At 67.8% G+C, this 16,108-nt stretch carries 14 protein-coding genes; 4 read left to right on the top strand and 10 right to left on the bottom strand.

Going from position 1 to position 16,108, the window contains the following annotated elements; all coding sequences use genetic code 11:
• Positions 1 to 8: 8 nt before the first annotated feature.
• The 3 genes from Q8L83_RS15560 to Q8L83_RS15550 all read left to right on the top strand — a co-directional run bounded on the left by Q8L83_RS15560 (position 9) and on the right by Q8L83_RS15550 (position 4,670).
• The gene (locus Q8L83_RS15560) at positions 9 to 1,460 is read left to right on the top strand and encodes a glutamate synthase subunit beta (RefSeq protein WP_305288495.1); all 1,452 of its coding nucleotides are present in this window, start codon (positions 9 to 11) and stop codon (positions 1,458 to 1,460) included.
• A gap of 197 nt (positions 1,461 to 1,657) precedes the next feature.
• Complete coding sequence (locus Q8L83_RS15555) at positions 1,658 to 3,895, top strand: TonB-dependent siderophore receptor (RefSeq protein WP_305288493.1); 2,238 nt, start codon at positions 1,658 to 1,660, stop codon at positions 3,893 to 3,895.
• Between the two features lie 91 nt (positions 3,896 to 3,986).
• Positions 3,987 to 4,670, top strand: coding sequence for a Fe2+-dependent dioxygenase (locus Q8L83_RS15550; RefSeq protein ID WP_305288491.1), 684 nt, complete (start codon positions 3,987 to 3,989; stop codon positions 4,668 to 4,670).
• Between the two features lie 24 nt (positions 4,671 to 4,694).
• Here the strand turns inward: Q8L83_RS15550 and Q8L83_RS15545 are convergent, their stop codons facing one another.
• From Q8L83_RS15545 to Q8L83_RS15505, 9 genes are all read right to left on the bottom strand, one after another.
• Positions 4,695 to 5,207: a DUF1993 family protein gene (locus Q8L83_RS15545; protein WP_305288489.1), complete on the bottom strand. Its 513-nt coding sequence runs from the start codon at positions 5,205 to 5,207 to the stop codon at positions 4,695 to 4,697.
• 161 nt (positions 5,208 to 5,368) lie between these two features.
• Positions 5,369 to 6,769 (bottom strand): alginate export family protein, encoded by a 1,401-nt coding sequence (locus tag Q8L83_RS15540; RefSeq protein ID WP_305288487.1) that lies wholly within the window; start codon positions 6,767 to 6,769, stop codon positions 5,369 to 5,371.
• Positions 6,770 to 6,859: 90 nt separating this feature from the next.
• On the bottom strand, positions 6,860 to 7,885 hold the full coding sequence (locus Q8L83_RS15535; protein ID WP_305288485.1) for a sulfate/molybdate ABC transporter ATP-binding protein: 1,026 nt from the start codon (positions 7,883 to 7,885) through the stop codon (positions 6,860 to 6,862).
• Between the two features lie 7 nt (positions 7,886 to 7,892).
• Positions 7,893 to 8,726 (bottom strand): sulfate ABC transporter permease subunit CysW, encoded by an 834-nt coding sequence (cysW, locus tag Q8L83_RS15530; RefSeq protein ID WP_305288483.1) that lies wholly within the window; start codon positions 8,724 to 8,726, stop codon positions 7,893 to 7,895.
• The gene (gene cysT, locus Q8L83_RS15525) at positions 8,723 to 9,592 is read right to left on the bottom strand and encodes a sulfate ABC transporter permease subunit CysT (RefSeq protein WP_305288482.1); all 870 of its coding nucleotides are present in this window, start codon (positions 9,590 to 9,592) and stop codon (positions 8,723 to 8,725) included. The genes cysW and cysT overlap by 4 nt, the downstream gene beginning before the upstream one ends.
• On the bottom strand, positions 9,589 to 10,611 hold the full coding sequence (locus Q8L83_RS15520; RefSeq protein ID WP_305288480.1) for a sulfate ABC transporter substrate-binding protein: 1,023 nt from the start codon (positions 10,609 to 10,611) through the stop codon (positions 9,589 to 9,591). The genes cysT and Q8L83_RS15520 overlap by 4 nt, the downstream gene beginning before the upstream one ends.
• A 113-nt stretch (positions 10,612 to 10,724) precedes the next feature.
• Entirely contained in the window at positions 10,725 to 12,614 is a 1,890-nt protein-coding gene (locus Q8L83_RS15515) for an alkyl/aryl-sulfatase (RefSeq protein ID WP_305288477.1), read from the bottom strand.
• An 11-nt stretch (positions 12,615 to 12,625) separates the two neighbouring features.
• Positions 12,626 to 13,147, bottom strand: coding sequence for a MaoC family dehydratase (locus Q8L83_RS15510; RefSeq protein WP_305288475.1), 522 nt, complete (start codon positions 13,145 to 13,147; stop codon positions 12,626 to 12,628).
• 4 nt (positions 13,148 to 13,151) lie between these two features.
• Complete coding sequence (locus tag Q8L83_RS15505) at positions 13,152 to 13,964, bottom strand: CoA ester lyase (RefSeq protein WP_305288474.1); 813 nt, start codon at positions 13,962 to 13,964, stop codon at positions 13,152 to 13,154.
• 146 nt (positions 13,965 to 14,110) lie between these two features.
• Here Q8L83_RS15505 and Q8L83_RS15500 point away from each other — a divergent pair, with 146 nt between their 5' ends.
• Positions 14,111 to 15,325, top strand: coding sequence for a CoA transferase (locus Q8L83_RS15500; protein ID WP_305288472.1), 1,215 nt, complete (start codon positions 14,111 to 14,113; stop codon positions 15,323 to 15,325).
• A 4-nt stretch (positions 15,326 to 15,329) separates the two neighbouring features.
• On the opposite strand, the gene Q8L83_RS15495 is transcribed toward Q8L83_RS15500, so the two are convergent.
• Positions 15,330 to 16,091, bottom strand: coding sequence for a slipin family protein (locus Q8L83_RS15495; RefSeq protein WP_305288470.1), 762 nt, complete (start codon positions 16,089 to 16,091; stop codon positions 15,330 to 15,332).
• Between the last annotated feature and the right edge of the window lie 17 nt (positions 16,092 to 16,108).

Genomic DNA, 16,108 nt, shown 5'->3' with positions numbered 1-16,108 from the left:
GCACCGCCATGGGAAAGCCCACAGGCTTCCTTGAGATCGAACGTCAGGACCGCGGCTACGAAAAGCCCGAGTCGCGCCTGAAGACCTGGAACGAGTTCGTGCGCCCGCTGGCGCAGCCGGACCTGACCAAACAGGCCTCCCGTTGCATGGATTGCGGGATTCCGTACTGTCACAACGGCTGTCCGGTGAACAACCAGATCCCGGACTTCAACAATCTCGTCTATCGCGAGCAGTGGCTGGCGGCGCTCGAGAACCTGCAGTCGACCAACAACTTCCCCGAGTTCACCGGTCGGGTCTGCCCCGCGCCCTGCGAAGCGGCTTGCACCCTGAACATCGTCGACACCCCGGTCACCATCAAGACGATCGAATGCCAGATCGTCGACAAGGGGTGGGATGAAGGCTGGATCACGCCGCAGCCCTCGCCGCGGGGCACCGGCAAGCGTGTGGCCGTGGTGGGCTCTGGCCCGGCCGGGCTGGCCTGCGCCCAGCAGCTGGCCCGCGCCGGCCATGCGCCGACCGTGTTCGAGAAGAGCGACCGGATCGGCGGCCTGCTGCGCTACGGCATTCCGGACTTCAAGATGGAGAAGCACCTGATCGATCGTCGGGTGCGCCAGATGGAGGCCGAAGGCGTCATCTTCCGCACCAATTTCGAGGTGGGTGTGAACGTCTCGGTCCAGCGCCTGCTGGATGATTACGACGTCCTGGTCATGGCCGGCGGCGCCGAGAAGCCCCGCGACCTCGAGGTTGAGAACCGCGATCTGGAGGGCATCCATTTCGCGATGGACTTCCTCACCCAGCAGAACCGCCGCGTGGCCGGGGATCCCGAAGAGGTCGCCGCCCCGAACGGCACCCTGTCGGCCAAGGGCAAGCATGTGGTGGTCATCGGGGGCGGGGACACCGGCTCGGACTGCATCGGCACCTCGAACCGCCATGGCGCGGCCTCGGTCACCCAGCTGGAAATCATGCCCCAGCCGCCGGCCCGCGAGAACAAGCTGATGACCTGGCCGGACTGGCCGCTGAAGTTGCGCACCTCGTCGAGCCACGAGGAAGGCTGCGAGCGCGACTTCGCCGTCGCCACCAAGCGGGCCATCGGCAAGGACGGCAAGATCGAAGCCCTGGAATGCGCCCGCCTGGAGTGGGTCAAGGGCGACGACGGCCGCATGGTGATGCGCGAGATCGAAGGCAGCACCTTCCAGCTCAAGGCCGACCTGGTCCTGCTGGCCATGGGCTTTGTCAGCCCCCGCCGCGAGGGCTTCGTGGATCAGGCCAAGGTCGACCTCGACCCCCGCGGCAATGTGAAGGCGTCGGTGGACGACTATCGCACCACCGAGCCCCGCATCTTCGCCTGCGGCGACATGCGCCGGGGTCAGTCCCTGGTGGTCTGGGCGATCCGCGAAGGCCGTCAGGCCGCGCAGGCGGTGGACGCCTATCTGATGGGCGCGAGCAAGCTGCCTCGGTAGGGGATTGGTGTCGGCGGCGGTCGGTCCAGGCCGGCCGCCGTCGCCCCCAAACGGGCCGACCTTGAGAGCCTGCCCAAGCGTTCGCGAAACGACGTTACGAAGATTGCAACAAAAATGCGAAAGATTCGCATTGTCGTTTGCAAACTTCGGACCTAGGAATGCCTCGCAATCTCACCCGAGTCTTGGGGGCTCCAAAAATGCTGAAGCGGACATCCGGCGTACGCGCCTATTCACGACGTGCTTGGACGCCGGCGGCGGTCGCCGGTCTGGCCGGGCTGGCCCTGGCGCCGCAGGTCCTGGCCGACGACGCCCCCCACGAGGTGGCGGGTGTCGAGGTGGAAGGCCACCTGACGCCCGAGCCCATGTCGCCCAAGTTCACCACGGATCTGATCGACACGCCGCGCAGCGTGACGGTCATTCCGCAGGTGGTCATCGAGCAGACGGCGGCGACCTCGCTGCAGGACATCCTGCGCACCTCGCCGGGCATCACCTTCGGGGCAGGCGAGGGTGGTCAGCCCCTGGCCGACCGTCCTTTCATCCGCGGCCAAGCTTCGGGCAACAACGTCTTCGTCGATGGCATCCGCGACAGTGGCGGTCAGGTCCGCGATATCTTCAATCTGGAGCAGGTCGAGGTCATCAAGGGCCCGGACTCCGCCTATAACGGCCGCGGCTCGGGCGGCGGCAGCATCAACCTGACGAGCAAGCAGCCCAAGCTCGTGGACGCCACCAGCGCCAGCCTTCGCGTCGGGACCGACTCCTACGTCCGGGCCGCTGCGGACGCCAACTATGTGCTGGGCGACACCAGCGCGGTGCGGATCAATTTGATGGGCGCGCAGGGCGACGTCCCTCAGCGCGACGCAGTGGACTTCGACACCTGGGGCGCAGCCGTTGCGGCCGCCCTCGGTCTCGGGACCGACAGCCGCATGACGTTCAGCTACTATCACCTGACCCGCAACGACATGCCCGACTATGGCGTGCCCCTGTCGCGCAAGCTGCCGGGCGTCACCCCGACGGAGACGGGAGTCCTCGATGTGCCGCGGGACTCCTTCTACGGGCTCACCGCCCGGGACTACCAGGAAACCACGGCCGACATCGCCACCCTGACCGGCGAGCACGACATCAACCAGGCCATGACCTTCCGCGGCGTCTTCCGCTATTCGAAGACGGTCAACGACTATGTGGTCACCAATCCCGGCGACGGCGGAAACGCTCAGTTCGTGGATGGCCAGTGGTGGATGAAGCGCGGGCTCAAGTCCCGCTGGAATCCGGCCACGACCGTGGCGGCGGTGGCCGACATCTATGGCCGGTTCACCACTGGCGCGATCGAGCACAGCTATGATGTCGGGCTCGAACTCTCCCGGGAGAAGAACGAGAACGCCTCCTATACGGTCACGACGATCGCCGGCTCGCCCTGTCCGACGGGCTTCACCGGCGCCGGCACGGGCGACTGCACCCTGGTCTATGCGCCCAATCCCTCCGATCCGTGGGAGGGCACGATCGTCAAGGGCCCGGTCTCCTCGACCGTCTCCAAGACGGCCGGCTTCTACGCCTTCGACACCCTGTCCTTCGGCGAGCGCTGGATGCTGAATCTCGGCCTGCGGCACGACGAGTATTCGGTCACGGGCCGCAACGTGACGGCCACCGCCATCACCGCCACCGAAGGCGACTGGAGCTTCACCAACTACCAGGCCGGCCTGGTCTACAAGCCGACGGCCAATGGCAGCATCTATGTGTCGTACGGCACGGCCTCCACCCCGCCGACCATTGCCGGCGGCGACCAGAACGCAGCCCCGGCGCCGGGGACGGGCAACCTCGCCAACGACGTGCTGGACCCTGAGGAGACCACCTCGGCCGAGATCGGTGTGAAGTGGGCCTTCTTCGGCGAGCGTCTGACGACCTCGGCGGCGATCTTCCAGGTGGTCCGCGAGAACGCCCAGATCCAGATCGAGCCTGGCGTCTACGCCCAGGCTGGCGAGACCGAGGTCCGCGGCCTCGAACTCTCGGTCGCGGGTCAGGTGACCCCGGCCTGGTCGGTGTTCGGCGGCTACACCTATATGGACAGCGAGCTCACCAAGGGCGCCTACAACAACGTCAATGTGGGCGATCCCCTGGCCAATACGCCAGAGCACAGCTTCAGCCTGTTCTCGACCTACCAGGTCACCCAGGCGATCAGCCTGGGCGGCGGCGCCTACTATGTCTCCGACAGCTTTGGCGGCAATCAGGGCGGCGCCGGCGGCGGCGCCAATGGGGTCTACGCCCCGGAATACTGGCGCTTCGACGCCTTCGCCAGCTACCAGATCAATCCGCGCCTGAACCTGCAGCTCAACGTGCAGAACGTGACGGACGAGGACTACATCGCCCGGACCAATGGGGTTCACCACGCCGACTACGGCCCGGCGCGCCAAGCCATGCTGACGCTGAACGCCAAGTTCTAGCGCCACACGGAACGAAGCATTCGACGTCAGGCCCTGCGAGTTCGCTCGCAGGGCCTGTTCGGCTTAAAAGGGGCTGGCCAGGAGCTTCGCCATGATGCTGCATATCCCAGAGGTGCTGACCAAGGCCGAGGTCGCCGACCTGCGGCGTCTGATCGACGGCGGATCCTGGGTCGATGGCAATGTCACCTCGGGCACGCAGTCGGCGCTGGCCAAGCGCAATGAGCAGTTGCCGGAAGCTTCGCCCCAGGCCCGCGAGGCCGGCGAGCGCATCCTGGACGCTCTGTCGCGCAACCCGCTGTTCGTCACCGCGGCCTTGCCGCAGACGGTGTTTCCGCCGCTGTTCAACCGCTACGGGGGCGGCCAGACCTTTGGCCTGCATGTGGACAACGCCGTGCGGCAAAGTCCCGATGGCCGGGTGCGTATCCGCAGCGACCTGTCGGCCACCGTCTTTCTGACCGAGCCGGACGACTATGAGGGCGGGGAGCTGCTGGTGGAGGACACCTATGGGGTCCACGAGGTCAAGCTGCCGGCTGGCGACATGATCCTCTATCCGGCCTCAAGCCTGCATCAGGTGAGCGCGGTGACCCGCGGCGCGCGGGTCTCCAGCTTTTTCTGGATCCAAAGCATGGTGCGCGACGACGCCCAGCGCAGCCTGCTGTTCCAGATGGACATCGCCATCCAGCAATTGGCCGGCAAGGTGGGGGCGGGCGCGCCGGAGCTGGTTTCGCTCACCGGCGCCTATCACAATCTGCTGCGGATGTGGGGCGACCTTTAGCCGGCCGCCCCGATTACGCAATCCTCAGCCGCGAGCGCCGGCCAGGAAGTCCCGTTTGCCGATCGGCGCGCCCTTGTGGCGCAGCAGGGCGTAGGCCGTGGTGACGTGGAACATGAAGTTCGGCAGCGAGAAGGTGAGCAGAAAGTCCTTGGCCGTGAAGGTCATCGCGCCCTTGGGCATGGGCAGCTCGATGGTGCGCTCCAGGTCCTCGCTGATCTGGTCGGGGGTGATGCTTTCGACGAAGGCCAGGGTCTTGGCGATGCGGGCCTTCAGGTCCTCATAGGTGGCCTCGGTGTCGGGCATGCTGGGCGGAGTGACGCCAGCCAGACGGGCCGCGCCGCCCTTGGCCGCATCGCTGGCCAACTGAACCTGGCCGATCAGGGAATGCATGTCCGGCGCCAGACGCGCTTCGGTCAGGTCCGAGAGCGGCAGGCCGGTGGCCTTGGCGTGGGCCTCAGCCTTGTCCAGCAGGGCCGCCAGGTTGCGCAGCATCTGCGCATAGACCGGGATCGAGGCGTCATAGAGGGTGAGGGGCACGGGTCTCTCCAAATGGTCAGGCTTGTTGGCAGATGGGGAGGCCTGGGCCGGCGCGCCAGCGGCGGAGCCACAATAGGCGCCGCATAACAAAATGGCGGGGTCGACCGGTTCCACGAGAACCGCCGACCCCGCCCATCTGAGGCGTGGGGTTGGGGGACGCCTTAGAAGGTCTGGCTCAGCTCGACATAGCCGAACAGGGTTTCGGCGCCGGTGGCGTTGGGCGCGTCCTCCAGGAACTCGCCGTTGAAGAGCTTGGCCACGCCGAACTCCAGGCGGGTGGCCTTGGGCACGATCCAGTAGCGGGCGCGGGCCTCCAGCTGATGGCCGGCGAAGTCGCCCGAGCGGCCGGTGGCGTCGCGCACGCCGGTGCTGGCGAAGGAGTCGGTCGCTTCATCCAGATAGAGGGCGCGGTAGAAGGCCATGGCGTCCCAGCGCTTGTTGGGCGCAACCTCCAGGCGGACGCCTGGCGAGTTGAGGTTGGAGCGGCCCAGCGGGCCATAGGCGCCAGGCGGGCCGAAGTCGGGACGGCGGGGGCCGAACAGGCCGTCGAAGCGGTTGTATTCACCGTCGGTCGAACTCTTGTCGCCGCTGGCGAAGTCGTATTCGAACGACACCCGCGGCGACCAGGCCGCGGCGAAGGTCTTGCCCACTTCCAGGTGCAGATACTGGGCGTCGACATCCAGGTCGCGCCGGTCGGCGGCGCTGGTGGAGTTGCGGGCCTCGCCGGTCTGCCAGCCGCCCTCCATCTCATAGTCCCACTTGCCGGCGGCCGGGTTTCGGAAGAAGCGGCCCCCCACTGTGGTCAGGCGGCGATTGCGGGTGGCGAGCCGGGGGGAGTCTTCTTCTTCCAGGCGGAAGACGAAGGTCTCCAGCTTGCTTCCGCCGGCGAACTTGGGCGTGGTGTAGATGCCGCCCCAGAAGATCAGGTCGTCATTCTGGCGGTCGGCCTCGATCTCGTTGTCCAGAATGCCCGCCCGGTCGCTGGGCAGCTTCTGAAGCGGGTAGGTGTAGAACAGCGTCACATCGCCCGCCGCATCGGCGCTCCAGTCGGCGCGCAGACCCGCGAAGGCGTTGGTGGCGTTACCGTAGGACGAACGCCCCACCAGGCGACGCGAGCCGAGGTCCATGGTGAAACGGCCGGCGGTGACCGAAGCCTCGGAGCCGGTCAGGAACAGATCATTGGCGTCGAGCGCCACATAGGCCTGGATCAGCTCCAGGGCGTTGACGTCCCCTGTGCCCGTCGGCGAGCCGCTGTCGTTCAGATAGACCCGGGCGTCGATGATCTCGCCGCCGATGCGGATCGGCGCCAGATCGAGTTCGGCGAACAGGTTGGAGCGCAGAACCAGGCCCTGGTCCGAGCCGTCCCCGTAGGCGGGACGGTACTGGCCTTCCAGGGTCTCATAGCGCGCCCGCACCGTGCCGGAGAGCTTGAGGTTGTCCGGCGCGCCGATCGCCTCGTGAAGGGTCCAGGGCGCTGCCTGGGCGGCGGCCGGGCTGGCGGCGATAGCGCTCGCCAGCACGATCAGGGAAGCGCCGATGGCGCGCGAGGTCTTCAGCGTCATGGTTCAGAATTCTCTCTGTTCGGACAACGACGTTCGATGTCGTTCCGCAAGGAGCGAGCTAGAGCGCAAAGATTGCTTGAGGCTTAAGCTTCACCGTGGGTGAAGGATAACGGCGTGGGGGGCGAGACGGACCTCAACCCCTGGCGTGGTAAGGGATTTTGGGGCCTCCAGGGTGAAGATCTGACCCCCGATCTCACAGGTCACGCGCGACGATCCGCCGCGTCGTGACACGGTCAGGATGCGTGCTGGCAGGCCATCTGCGGCCGCCGGAAGCATGTCGGCGCATTCCCCCCGGAAGCTGACCATGACCGGGCCGGCGGGTGTTCCAGCCGGGGCAGGGGTGCGCCAGCCGGCCACAGAGAGGACGCCATCGGCCACGTCGCCGGTGAGTTGTACCCCTTCGCCCACGAAGCTGAAAACGAAGGCCGAGGCTGGCGATTCATAGATTTTCTCGGGGGTGTCGACCTGTTCCAGGCGGCCATCGCGCAGGATGGCGACCCGGTCGGCGAGGTCCATGGCCTCTTCCTGGTCGTGAGTGACGAAGATGGTGGTCAGGCCGGTCTCGTCGTGGATCTGCCGCAGCCAGGCGCGCAGGTCGCGGCGGACCCGGGCGTCGAGCGCGCCAAAGGGCTCATCCAGCAGCAGCATGCGCGGCTCGATGGCCAGGGCGCGGGCCAGGGCGACCCTCTGCCGCTGGCCGCCGGAAAGCTGGGCCGGATAGCGCCCGCCCAGGCCCTCGAGCTGGACCAGTTCCAGAAGGCGGTCGACGCGCTTGCGGATTTCCGCCGGCGAGGGCCGGGCCCTGGCCGGTCTCACCTCCAGGCCAAAGGCGATATTCTGCGCCACGCTCATGTGGCGGAAGAGGGCGTAGTGCTGGAAGACCATGCCGATCCGCCGGGCCCGGGCGTCCATGGCCAGGAGGTCCTCGCCGCCAAAGCTGACCGCGCCCTCGTCTGGTCGCTCCAGGCCCGCCAGGACGCGAAGCAGGGTGGTCTTGCCGGAGCCGGACGGCCCAAGCAGGGCCAGGAACTCGCCCTGGCGGGCTTCGAGGGAAACCCCATCCAGGGCGATGTGGTCGCCGAAGCGCTTGGCGATGTTTGCGACGATCAGCGGCATGCCCGGCTCAGTGGCGCCGGACGGCCGCAAGCTCGCCTGCGTGGCGCCATTCGAGGGCGGACTTGAGCGCCAGAGTGACCAGGGCGAGGGCGGCGAGAACAGTGGCGACCGCGAAGGCGCCGACGAAGTCATACTCATTGTAGAGGATCTCCACATGCAGCGGCAGGGTGTTGGTGAGGCCTCGGATGTGTCCGGAAACCACGGAGACGGCGCCGAATTCGCCCATGGCGCGGGCGTTACAGAGCAGGACCCCGTAGAGGAGCCCCCACTTCACATTGGGCAGGGTGACGCGGAAGAAGGTGGTCCAGGGGCCGGCGCCGAGGGTGATGGCGGCGATCTCCTCGTCGGCGCCCTGCTGCTCCATGAGCGGGATCAGCTCTCGCGCCACGAAGGGCAGGGTCACGAGAACGGTGGCCAGCACGACCCCGGTCACGTTGAAGATCACCCGGACGCCGAGCTCCTGAATCAGCGGCCCAAGCCAGCCGTTGACGCCGAACAGCAGCACCCAGACGAGGCCTGAGACGACCGGCGAGATCGAAAAAGGCAGGTCGATAAGGGTGACCAGCAGACTGCGGCCAGGGAACTCGAACTTGGCGATCGTCCAGGCCGCGGCCAGGCCGAACACCGCATTGAGGGGGACCGAAATCGCTGCAACCAGCAGGGTCAGCCGCATGGCGGACCAGGCGTCGGGCTCGGCCAGGGCGGCGAGATAGGCGCCCAGGCCTTGGCGAAAGGCTTCGTGGAACACCATGGCCAGGGGCAGGACCACCAGCAGGCCCAGGGTGGAGAGGGCCGCCAGGATCAGGGCGGCGGCGCCCGGCGTCGGTGATCGCGAGGTCATGCGCGCCCCCGGCTGGCCAGCACGCCTTGCACGCTGTTGAGGATCAGCAGGCCGGTGAAGGACAGGACCAGCATGGCCAGGCCCACGGCGGCGGCGCCGGCATAGTCGAACTGCTCCAGCTTGATGACGATCAGCAGGGGCGCGATCTCCGAGCGCAGGGGCATGTTGCCGGCGATGAAGATCACCGATCCGTACTCCCCGGCGGCCCGGGCGAAGGCGAGCCCGACGCCGGTAAGCAGGGCCGGGGCCACGGCGGGCATGACGACGCGCCAGGCGGTCTGGGGCGGCGTGGCGCCCAGCGTCAGGGCGGCCTCTTCGACGTCCTTGCTGAGGTCTTCCAGCACCGGCTGGACCGTGCGCACCACGAACGGAAGGCCGACGAAGATCAGGGCCAGGATGATGCCGAGCGGCGTGTAGGCGACCTGGATCCCCAGCGCCGAGAGGGGCTGGCCCAGGGGCCCGTTTGGCGCATAGATCGCCGTCAGCGCGATGCCGGCCACGGCCGTCGGTAGGGCGAACGGAAGGTCGACCAGCGCGTCAACTAGCCGGCGGCCCGGAAAGGGGTGACGCACAAGCACCCAGGCGATCAACAGGCCAAGACCGGCGTTCACCAGGGCGGCCAGGGCGGCCGAGCCGAAACTGATCCTGAGCGCGGCGAGCACCCTCGGATCGGTGACCACCGCCCAGATCCCTGCAGGTCCCAGCTCCCACGGGCGCAGGATCAGGGCGCTGAGGGGGATGAGGAAGATCAGGCTGAGCCAGGTGAGGGTGACGCCAAGCGCCAGCGGAAAGCCCGGCAAAACCGAGGCCTTTCGCCAGGATCGACGCGCGCGCGGCGCGCGCGCGAGGGCCAGGGACGGGGTCATTTCGGCTGATAGATCTGATCGAACACGCCGCCGTCGGCGAAGTGCTCGGCCTGAGCCGCCGGCCAGCCGCCGAAGTCCGCGATCGTCGCCAGCTCCAGCCGCACGAACTTGTCGGCATATCGCCCGGCGACCTCGGTGTTGCGGGGCCGGAAGTGATGGCGCGCGGCCAAGTCCTGGGCTTCGGGGGTGTAGAGGCCCTGCAGATAGGCCTCGGCCAGGGGCCGCGTCTTGTGGCGTTCGACCACAGCATCCACCACCGAGACCGGCGGTTCGGCCAGGATGGAGGTCGGCGGGGCGACGATGTCGAGCTTGTCCGCGCCCAGTTCGTTGATGGCCAGGAAGGCTTCGTTCTCCCAGGCCAGCAGGACGTCGCCGATCCCCCGCTGGGCGAAGGTGGTGGTCGAGCCCCGGGCGCCGGTGTCGAGAACCGGGACCCGCTGAAACAGGGCGCGGACATAGGTTCGCGCCTGACCAGCATCGCCGCCGCTGGCCTTCAGGGCGTGGTCCCAGGCGGCGAGGTAATTCCAGCGGGCGCCCCCCGACGTCTTGGGATTGGGCGTGATCACTTCGACCCCCGGCCGAACGAGGTCGTCCCACCCCTTGATCGCCTTGGGGTTTCCCTTGCGGACCAGGAAGACGATGGTCGAGGTGTAGGGGGCGCTGTTGTCGGGCAGCCGGCTGGCCCAGTCCGGTGCGATCAGGCCGCGCTTGGCGATCTCGTCAATGTCGGCGGCCAGGGCCAGGGTGACCACGTCAGCCTCCAACCCGTCGACGACCGAACGCGCCTGCTTGCCCGAACCGCCATGCGACTGATCGACCTTGGCCCGCGCGGCCATGTCTGGCTGCAACTGGGCGAATAGGGCGTTGTAGTCCCGATAGAATTCCCGAGTGGGATCGTAGCTGACGTTCAGGAGCGTCGCCGCCTTGGCGCCGCCTGATGGCTCAGCCGAGCACGCAGCCAACGCGCCAGCGCTCGCCAGTCCCCCGATCAGCACCCCGCGTCGATTCAGACTCGCCATGTTTCTCTCTCCCGTTTGGCTGGGAGACATGATGCATATCTAATCCTATCGGAATAGTAGGATTCAATTGGGCAGGGTTAAGACTTTCTACAGGCGCCTATAGATGCGGCGCCTCAGGGGGTGACGATTTCGAACCAGAAATCGAAGCGATCGAGGCAGGCCAAAAGGGCCGCGAGCTGGTCGGGACCTGCCGTTTCGACGGCGCCGTCGGCCATGGCGGTGGCCAGTTCCTGCTCCCCCAGCACTAGGGCCACCAGGGTTGATCGGCTCAGGCGGACAGACGTCGCCCCCGGCGCCACGCGATCACGGGCGTGGTGCAGCACGGCGTTCTCGACCGAGAGCCCGAAACGCTCTTGGGTGTCGGTGAAGGTGAGGTCGAGGGCGAGCTGCAGGGTTCCGGCGGTCTCGCCGTTCAGCCGCACCGACAGGGAGTCCAGCAGCTGTTCGGCCGGCAGGTTGCGGATCTGGCCGGCGGCGCCCTGGCGCGGGGTGGGCGAGGGCGGCCGCGGGTTGCGCAGTTCCTGGGCCCCGGTGAGGTAGAAGGCCCGCCAGGGACCGGACTCCGCCTGATAGCCCAGCTGCTCCAGGGCGTCGGCCTGAAGCTCGCGGGCCTCGGCGTTGGCCGGATCGGCGAACACCAGATGGTTCACCAGCTCGGCGGTCCAGCGATAGTCCCCGGCGGCGAAGGCCTCGCGGGCCTTGGCCAGCAGGGGCTCAGGCCCCCCGGCCAGGTCTACATAGCGCTTGCCCGCCTCCACCGGCGGATGGGGATGCAGGTTGGCCGGGTTGCCGTCGAACCAGCCGAGGTAGCGCTGATAGACCGCCTTGGCGTTGTGGTTCAGCGTCCCGTAATAGCCGCGGGTGAACCATTCGGCCTCCAGGCTCGGCGGCAGCTTGAGCACCTCGCCGATCTCCAGGGGCGTCATCCCGTGGTTGGCCATCCGCAGGGTCTGGTCGTGGATGAACTTGTAGAGGTCGCGCTGCTTCTTCAGGAAGGCCCGCGCCCGGTCCTGGCCCCAGCGGGGCCAGTGGTGGCTGGCGAACAGCACTTCGGTGCGGTCACCGAACAGGTCAGCGGCCTCATCGATGTAGTAGGCCCAGCGCTTGGCGTCGCGCACCTGGGCGCCGCGGGGCGTATAGATGTTGTGCAGGTGGCAGGAGCAGTTCTCGGCCATGCAGAGCGCGCCGAACTGCGGGAAGAAGAAGTTCATCTCCGCCGGCGCCTCGGTGTCGGGCGTCACCTGGAACTCGATCTCGATCCCGTCGACGGTGAGCTTCGTCCCCGTCACGCTGATGCTCTCCGTGGGCGGGATCAGGCTGACCGAGCCCATCGATGTGGTCTTGCCGAGGCCGGAGTCCACATGGCCGCGGGCGTCGCGGGGCAGGAGCGCGCCGTACATGTAGGTCGCCCGCCGGCCCATGGCGTTGCCGGCCAGGACATTCTCGCTGACCGCCTCCTCCAGAAAGCCTTCTGGGGCGATGATGCGCATGCCGGCTGCGATGTCGGCGTCGGAGATCACCCCGCGCACCCCGCCATAATGGTCCACATGGCTGTGGGTGTAGATGACGCCGGTCACCGGCTTGTCGCCGCGATGCTGGCGCATCAGGGCCAGCGCGGCGGCGGCCGGCTCGGCCGAGATCAGCGGGTCGATCACGAGGTAGCCCCGCTCGCCTTCGATGAAGGTGATGTTCGACAGGTCGAAGCCGCGCACCTGATAGACGCCCGGCGTCACCTCGAAGAGACCATGCAGGGCGTTCAGCCGCGCCTGGCGCCACAGGCTGGGATTGACCGTGGGCGGCGGCTCTTCGGCTTCTTCGAAGGCGAAGGCGCCCATGTTCCAGACGACCCCGCCTGTAGCGTTATCAATCTTCGCGTCAGGAATGGAGCCGATGAAACCCCGCTTGGCGTCGGTCCAGTCCTGACCGTCATCCTGGGGCAACTGCCCTTTGAGCGCCGCGTGCGCGCGCAGGGTGGCGTCGGTGGCGTCCTTGGGCGAGGTCATGGTCCGGGCTCCTAGTAGCCGCTGTCGGGGCGGTCCTCGATCGCCTGACCCCGGGCCGGGATCAGCATGTCGCGGCGGAAGGTGGCGATGATCTTGCCGTCCTGGTTCTTGCCCAGGGTGCGAATGGTGACGATGCCCTGGCCGGGCCGCGACTTGCTCTCGCGCTTGGCCAGCACCTCGCTCTCGCCATAGAGGGTGTCGCCGGCGAAGACCGGGGCGGGGAACTTGACCTCGTCCATCCCCAGATTGGCGATGGCCTTCTGCGAGCAGTCGCTGACGCTCATGCCGATCAGCAGGGCCAGCGTATAGGTCGAGACCACCAGGTTGCGGCCGAACTCCGTCTGCTTGCCGTATTCGGCGTCGAAGTGCAGCGGATGGGTGTTGAGCGTCAGCAGGGTGAAGAGGTGATTGTCGGCCTCCGTCACCGTCTTGCCCGGACGGTGCTCGTAGACGTCGCCGACGACGAAGTCGTCATAGTAGCGGCCGAAGGTTTCCCGGTAGCGACCCGGGGAGATCTCCTTGACGGTCTTCATCGGCTCATCCTCTCGCCCGTTCCAGAATCCGCCGCGCGGCGCGGGCCACGGGCAGCTCGATCAGTTTGCCATCCAGCAGGGCCGGACCGCCGGCGGCGGTATCGAAGGCGGTGACCACCGCCTGGGCCCTGGCCAGGTCTTCGGCGCTGGGGGTGTAGGCGGCGTTGATCGGCGCCACCTGGCTGGGATGGATGCAGGCCCGGCCGGTGAAGCCCAGGCGCCGGGCGCGGTCGGTCTCGGCGGCCAGCGCCTCATCGTCGTTCACGGCGGCCGGCGGGGCGTCCAGGGCCTCGACGCCGGCCCGGGCGCAGGCCGCGGCGATCTGGCTGCGGGCGAACAGCAGCGGCTCCCAGCTCATCTCGCAGCCGACCTCGGCGCTGTAGTCGAAAGCGCCGAACAGGACCCCGCCCACGGCTGGCGCCGCGGCGATCTCCCAGGCGCGCATCAAACCCTCGGGCGTCTCCACCAGCGGCCAGAAGGGCCGCGCCTCTCCCAGGGCTCGCTGCAGCATGGCGAACTCCTGGGCGCCGGACGCCTTGGGGATCATGAAGAAGTCCGCCCGGGCGTTGGCCGCGGCCCGCAGATCATCGTCGAACCAGGGCGAGGTGCGGCCATTGAGGCGCAGGCCCACCTTGACCTGGCCGGCCGGACGGCGCGCCAGATAGTCGAGGGCCGCGGACCGCGCCGTGGCCTTGTCCGGCGGGGCGACCGCGTCCTCCAGGTCCAGGCAGACCGCGTCGGCGCCGCTCGCCAGAGCGCGGTCGAAGCGGTCGGGCCGGCTGGCCGGCGTGAACAGGAGCGAACGGAACTGGGCCAAGCATCCTCCGGGCGGGCTTTTCGAGTCGTCGGCGCGAGATATGACACCGAGCCGGCGCGCACGGCCAGGGCGCCCCCAACGTCAACCGGCCCACATGCTATGGCCAGGCGCCGATGCGAGCCAGACAACAACCGGAGGACGCCGCCATGTACGACCTGCTCAAGGGCCTGACCGTGGTCGAGGGTTCGGCCTTCATCGCCGGCCCCACCTGCGGGCTCTATCTGGCGCAGCTGGGCGCGCAGGTGATCCGGTTCGACAATATCGGCGGGGGCCCCGACTTCCGCCGTTGGCCGTTGGCCGCCAATGGGTCGAGCCTCTATTGGGAGGGGCTGAACAAGGGCAAGAAGTCCGTCGCCCTGGACCTGTCGCGCCCCGAGGGCCGGGAGCTCGCCCAGCGCCTGGCCGCGGCGCCCGGCGAGGACGGTGGTCTGTTCGTCACCAACTTCCCGGTCGATGGCTTCCTGGCCTACGAGAAGCTCAAGGCCCTGCGGGAGGACGTGATCTGCGTCCGCGTCATGGGCTGGGCCGATGGTGGGCCGGGCGTCGACTACACGATCAACAGCGCCGTGGGCGTGCCGCTGATGACGGGGCATCCCGACGATCCGCGGCCGGTGAACCACGTGCTGCCGGCCTGGGACCTGCTGACCGGCGCCTTTGCGGCCTTCAACCTGGTCGCCGCCCTGCTGGCGCGGACGCGCACCGGCAAGGGTCGCGAGATCCGTATTCCGCTGTCCGATGTCGCGGCCTCAGCCCTGGCCAATATGGGCATGACCGCCGAGATCCTGGCCGGCGGGGGCGAGCGGCCGCGCCAGGGAAATAATCTGTTCGGGGCCTTCGGCCGCGACTTCGTCACCCGCGATGGCCGGCGGCTGATGGTGGTGGCGATCACGCCGCGCCAATGGACGGGCCTGATCGAGGTGCTGGGGGTGGGCGAGGCCGTGGCGGCGGTTGAGGCGGCGCGCGGCGTCGATTTCAAGAAGGACGAGGGCGTTCGCTTCGCCCATGCCGAGGCCTTGATGCCGATCTTTGAGGCCGGCTTCGCCCGCGCCGACAGCGCCGATCTCGCGCCGCGGTTCGATGAGCTCGGCGTCTGTTGGGGGCCGTACCAGACCCTGAATCAGGCCCTGGAGGATCCCCGCCTCTTCAAGGGCAACCCGATCTTCTCAGACGTCACCCAGCCCAGCGGCGCGACCTATCCCGTCCCGGGCTATTCCGCCACCCTGCCGCAGGACGCCCGGGCGCCGGCTGAGCCCGCCGCGAGGTTGGGCCAGCACACCGAGGAAGTGCTGGGCGATCTGCTGGGCCTGGACGGCGCAGAGATCGCCCGCCTGCACGACGCCGGGATCGTCGCCTCGGCCTGAGGGCTCAGGCCTTGGGCTTGGCCATGTTGGCGAGCGCCGTGCCGATCTCCATCGGCATGGGGAAGACGATGGTGGTGTTCTTGTCCGCCCCGATGTCGGACAGCGTGTTCAGATAGCGCAGCTGCATGGCCTCGGGGATGGTGGCCAGGGTCTGGGCGGCCTCGAGGACGGCGTGGGCGGCCTGCTTTTCACCCTCGGCGTTGATGACGCGGGCGCGACGGTTCCGTTCGGCCTCGGCCTGGCGGGCGATGGCGCGGATCATGCTCTCGTCGATATCGACGTGCTTGATCTCCACATTGGCGACCTTGATGCCCCATTCCTCGGTCTGGCTGTCGAGGATGGACCGGATGTCCTGGTTCAGCTTATCCCGCTCGGCCAGCATGTCGTCGAGGTCGTGCTTGCCCAGCACCGAGCGCAGGGTGGTCTGGGCGAGCTGGCTGGTGGCGTCCATGTAGTTCTCCACCTGGATCACCGCCCGGTCGGCGTCGATGACCCGGAAATAGATCACCGCCGACACCTTCACCGACACGTTGTCTCGGCTGATCAGGTCCTGACTGGGCACGTCCAGCACGATGGTGCGCAGGTCCACCTTGACCATCTGCTGGACGATGGGGATCAGCAGGATCAGGCCTGGCCCCTTCACGCCGGTGAAGCGGCCGAGGGTGAAGACAACGGCGCGTTCATATTCCCGCATCACCTTCACCGCCTGCAGCAGGATGATGATGATGAAGACGGCTAGGGCGCCATAGGAGGCGATATCGAACATGGGCTTGGTCCTTCTCC

It is taken from the genome of Phenylobacterium sp., assembly GCF_030680185.1.
Taxonomy (GTDB): domain Bacteria; phylum Pseudomonadota; class Alphaproteobacteria; order Caulobacterales; family Caulobacteraceae; genus Phenylobacterium.
The sequence above is the reverse complement of the archived record's forward strand: the minus strand, read 5'-3'. Positions and strand labels throughout refer to the sequence as shown.

Excerpts from the sequence above, each read along its gene's own strand:
- Q8L83_RS15555 (WP_305288493.1), top strand. The coding sequence starts at position 1,658 with ATGCTGAAGCGGACATCCGGCGTACGCGCCTATTCACGACGTGCTTGG.
- Q8L83_RS15560 (WP_305288495.1), top strand. The coding sequence starts at position 9 with ATGGGAAAGCCCACAGGCTTCCTTGAGATCGAACGTCAGGACCGCGGC.
- cysT (WP_305288482.1), bottom strand. The coding sequence starts at position 9,592 with ATGACCCCGTCCCTGGCCCTCGCGCGCGCGCCGCGCGCGCGTCGATCC.
- Q8L83_RS15500 (WP_305288472.1), top strand. The coding sequence starts at position 14,111 with ATGTACGACCTGCTCAAGGGCCTGACCGTGGTCGAGGGTTCGGCCTTC.
- Q8L83_RS15520 (WP_305288480.1), bottom strand. The coding sequence starts at position 10,611 with ATGGCGAGTCTGAATCGACGCGGGGTGCTGATCGGGGGACTGGCGAGC.
- Q8L83_RS15550 (WP_305288491.1), top strand. The coding sequence starts at position 3,987 with ATGATGCTGCATATCCCAGAGGTGCTGACCAAGGCCGAGGTCGCCGAC.
- cysW (WP_305288483.1), bottom strand. The coding sequence starts at position 8,726 with ATGACCTCGCGATCACCGACGCCGGGCGCCGCCGCCCTGATCCTGGCG.
- Q8L83_RS15495 (WP_305288470.1), bottom strand. The coding sequence starts at position 16,091 with ATGTTCGATATCGCCTCCTATGGCGCCCTAGCCGTCTTCATCATCATC.
- Q8L83_RS15535 (WP_305288485.1), bottom strand. The coding sequence starts at position 7,885 with ATGCCGCTGATCGTCGCAAACATCGCCAAGCGCTTCGGCGACCACATC.
- Q8L83_RS15510 (WP_305288475.1), bottom strand. The coding sequence starts at position 13,147 with ATGAAGACCGTCAAGGAGATCTCCCCGGGTCGCTACCGGGAAACCTTC.
- Q8L83_RS15540 (WP_305288487.1), bottom strand. The coding sequence starts at position 6,769 with ATGACGCTGAAGACCTCGCGCGCCATCGGCGCTTCCCTGATCGTGCTG.
- Q8L83_RS15515 (WP_305288477.1), bottom strand. The coding sequence starts at position 12,614 with ATGACCTCGCCCAAGGACGCCACCGACGCCACCCTGCGCGCGCACGCG.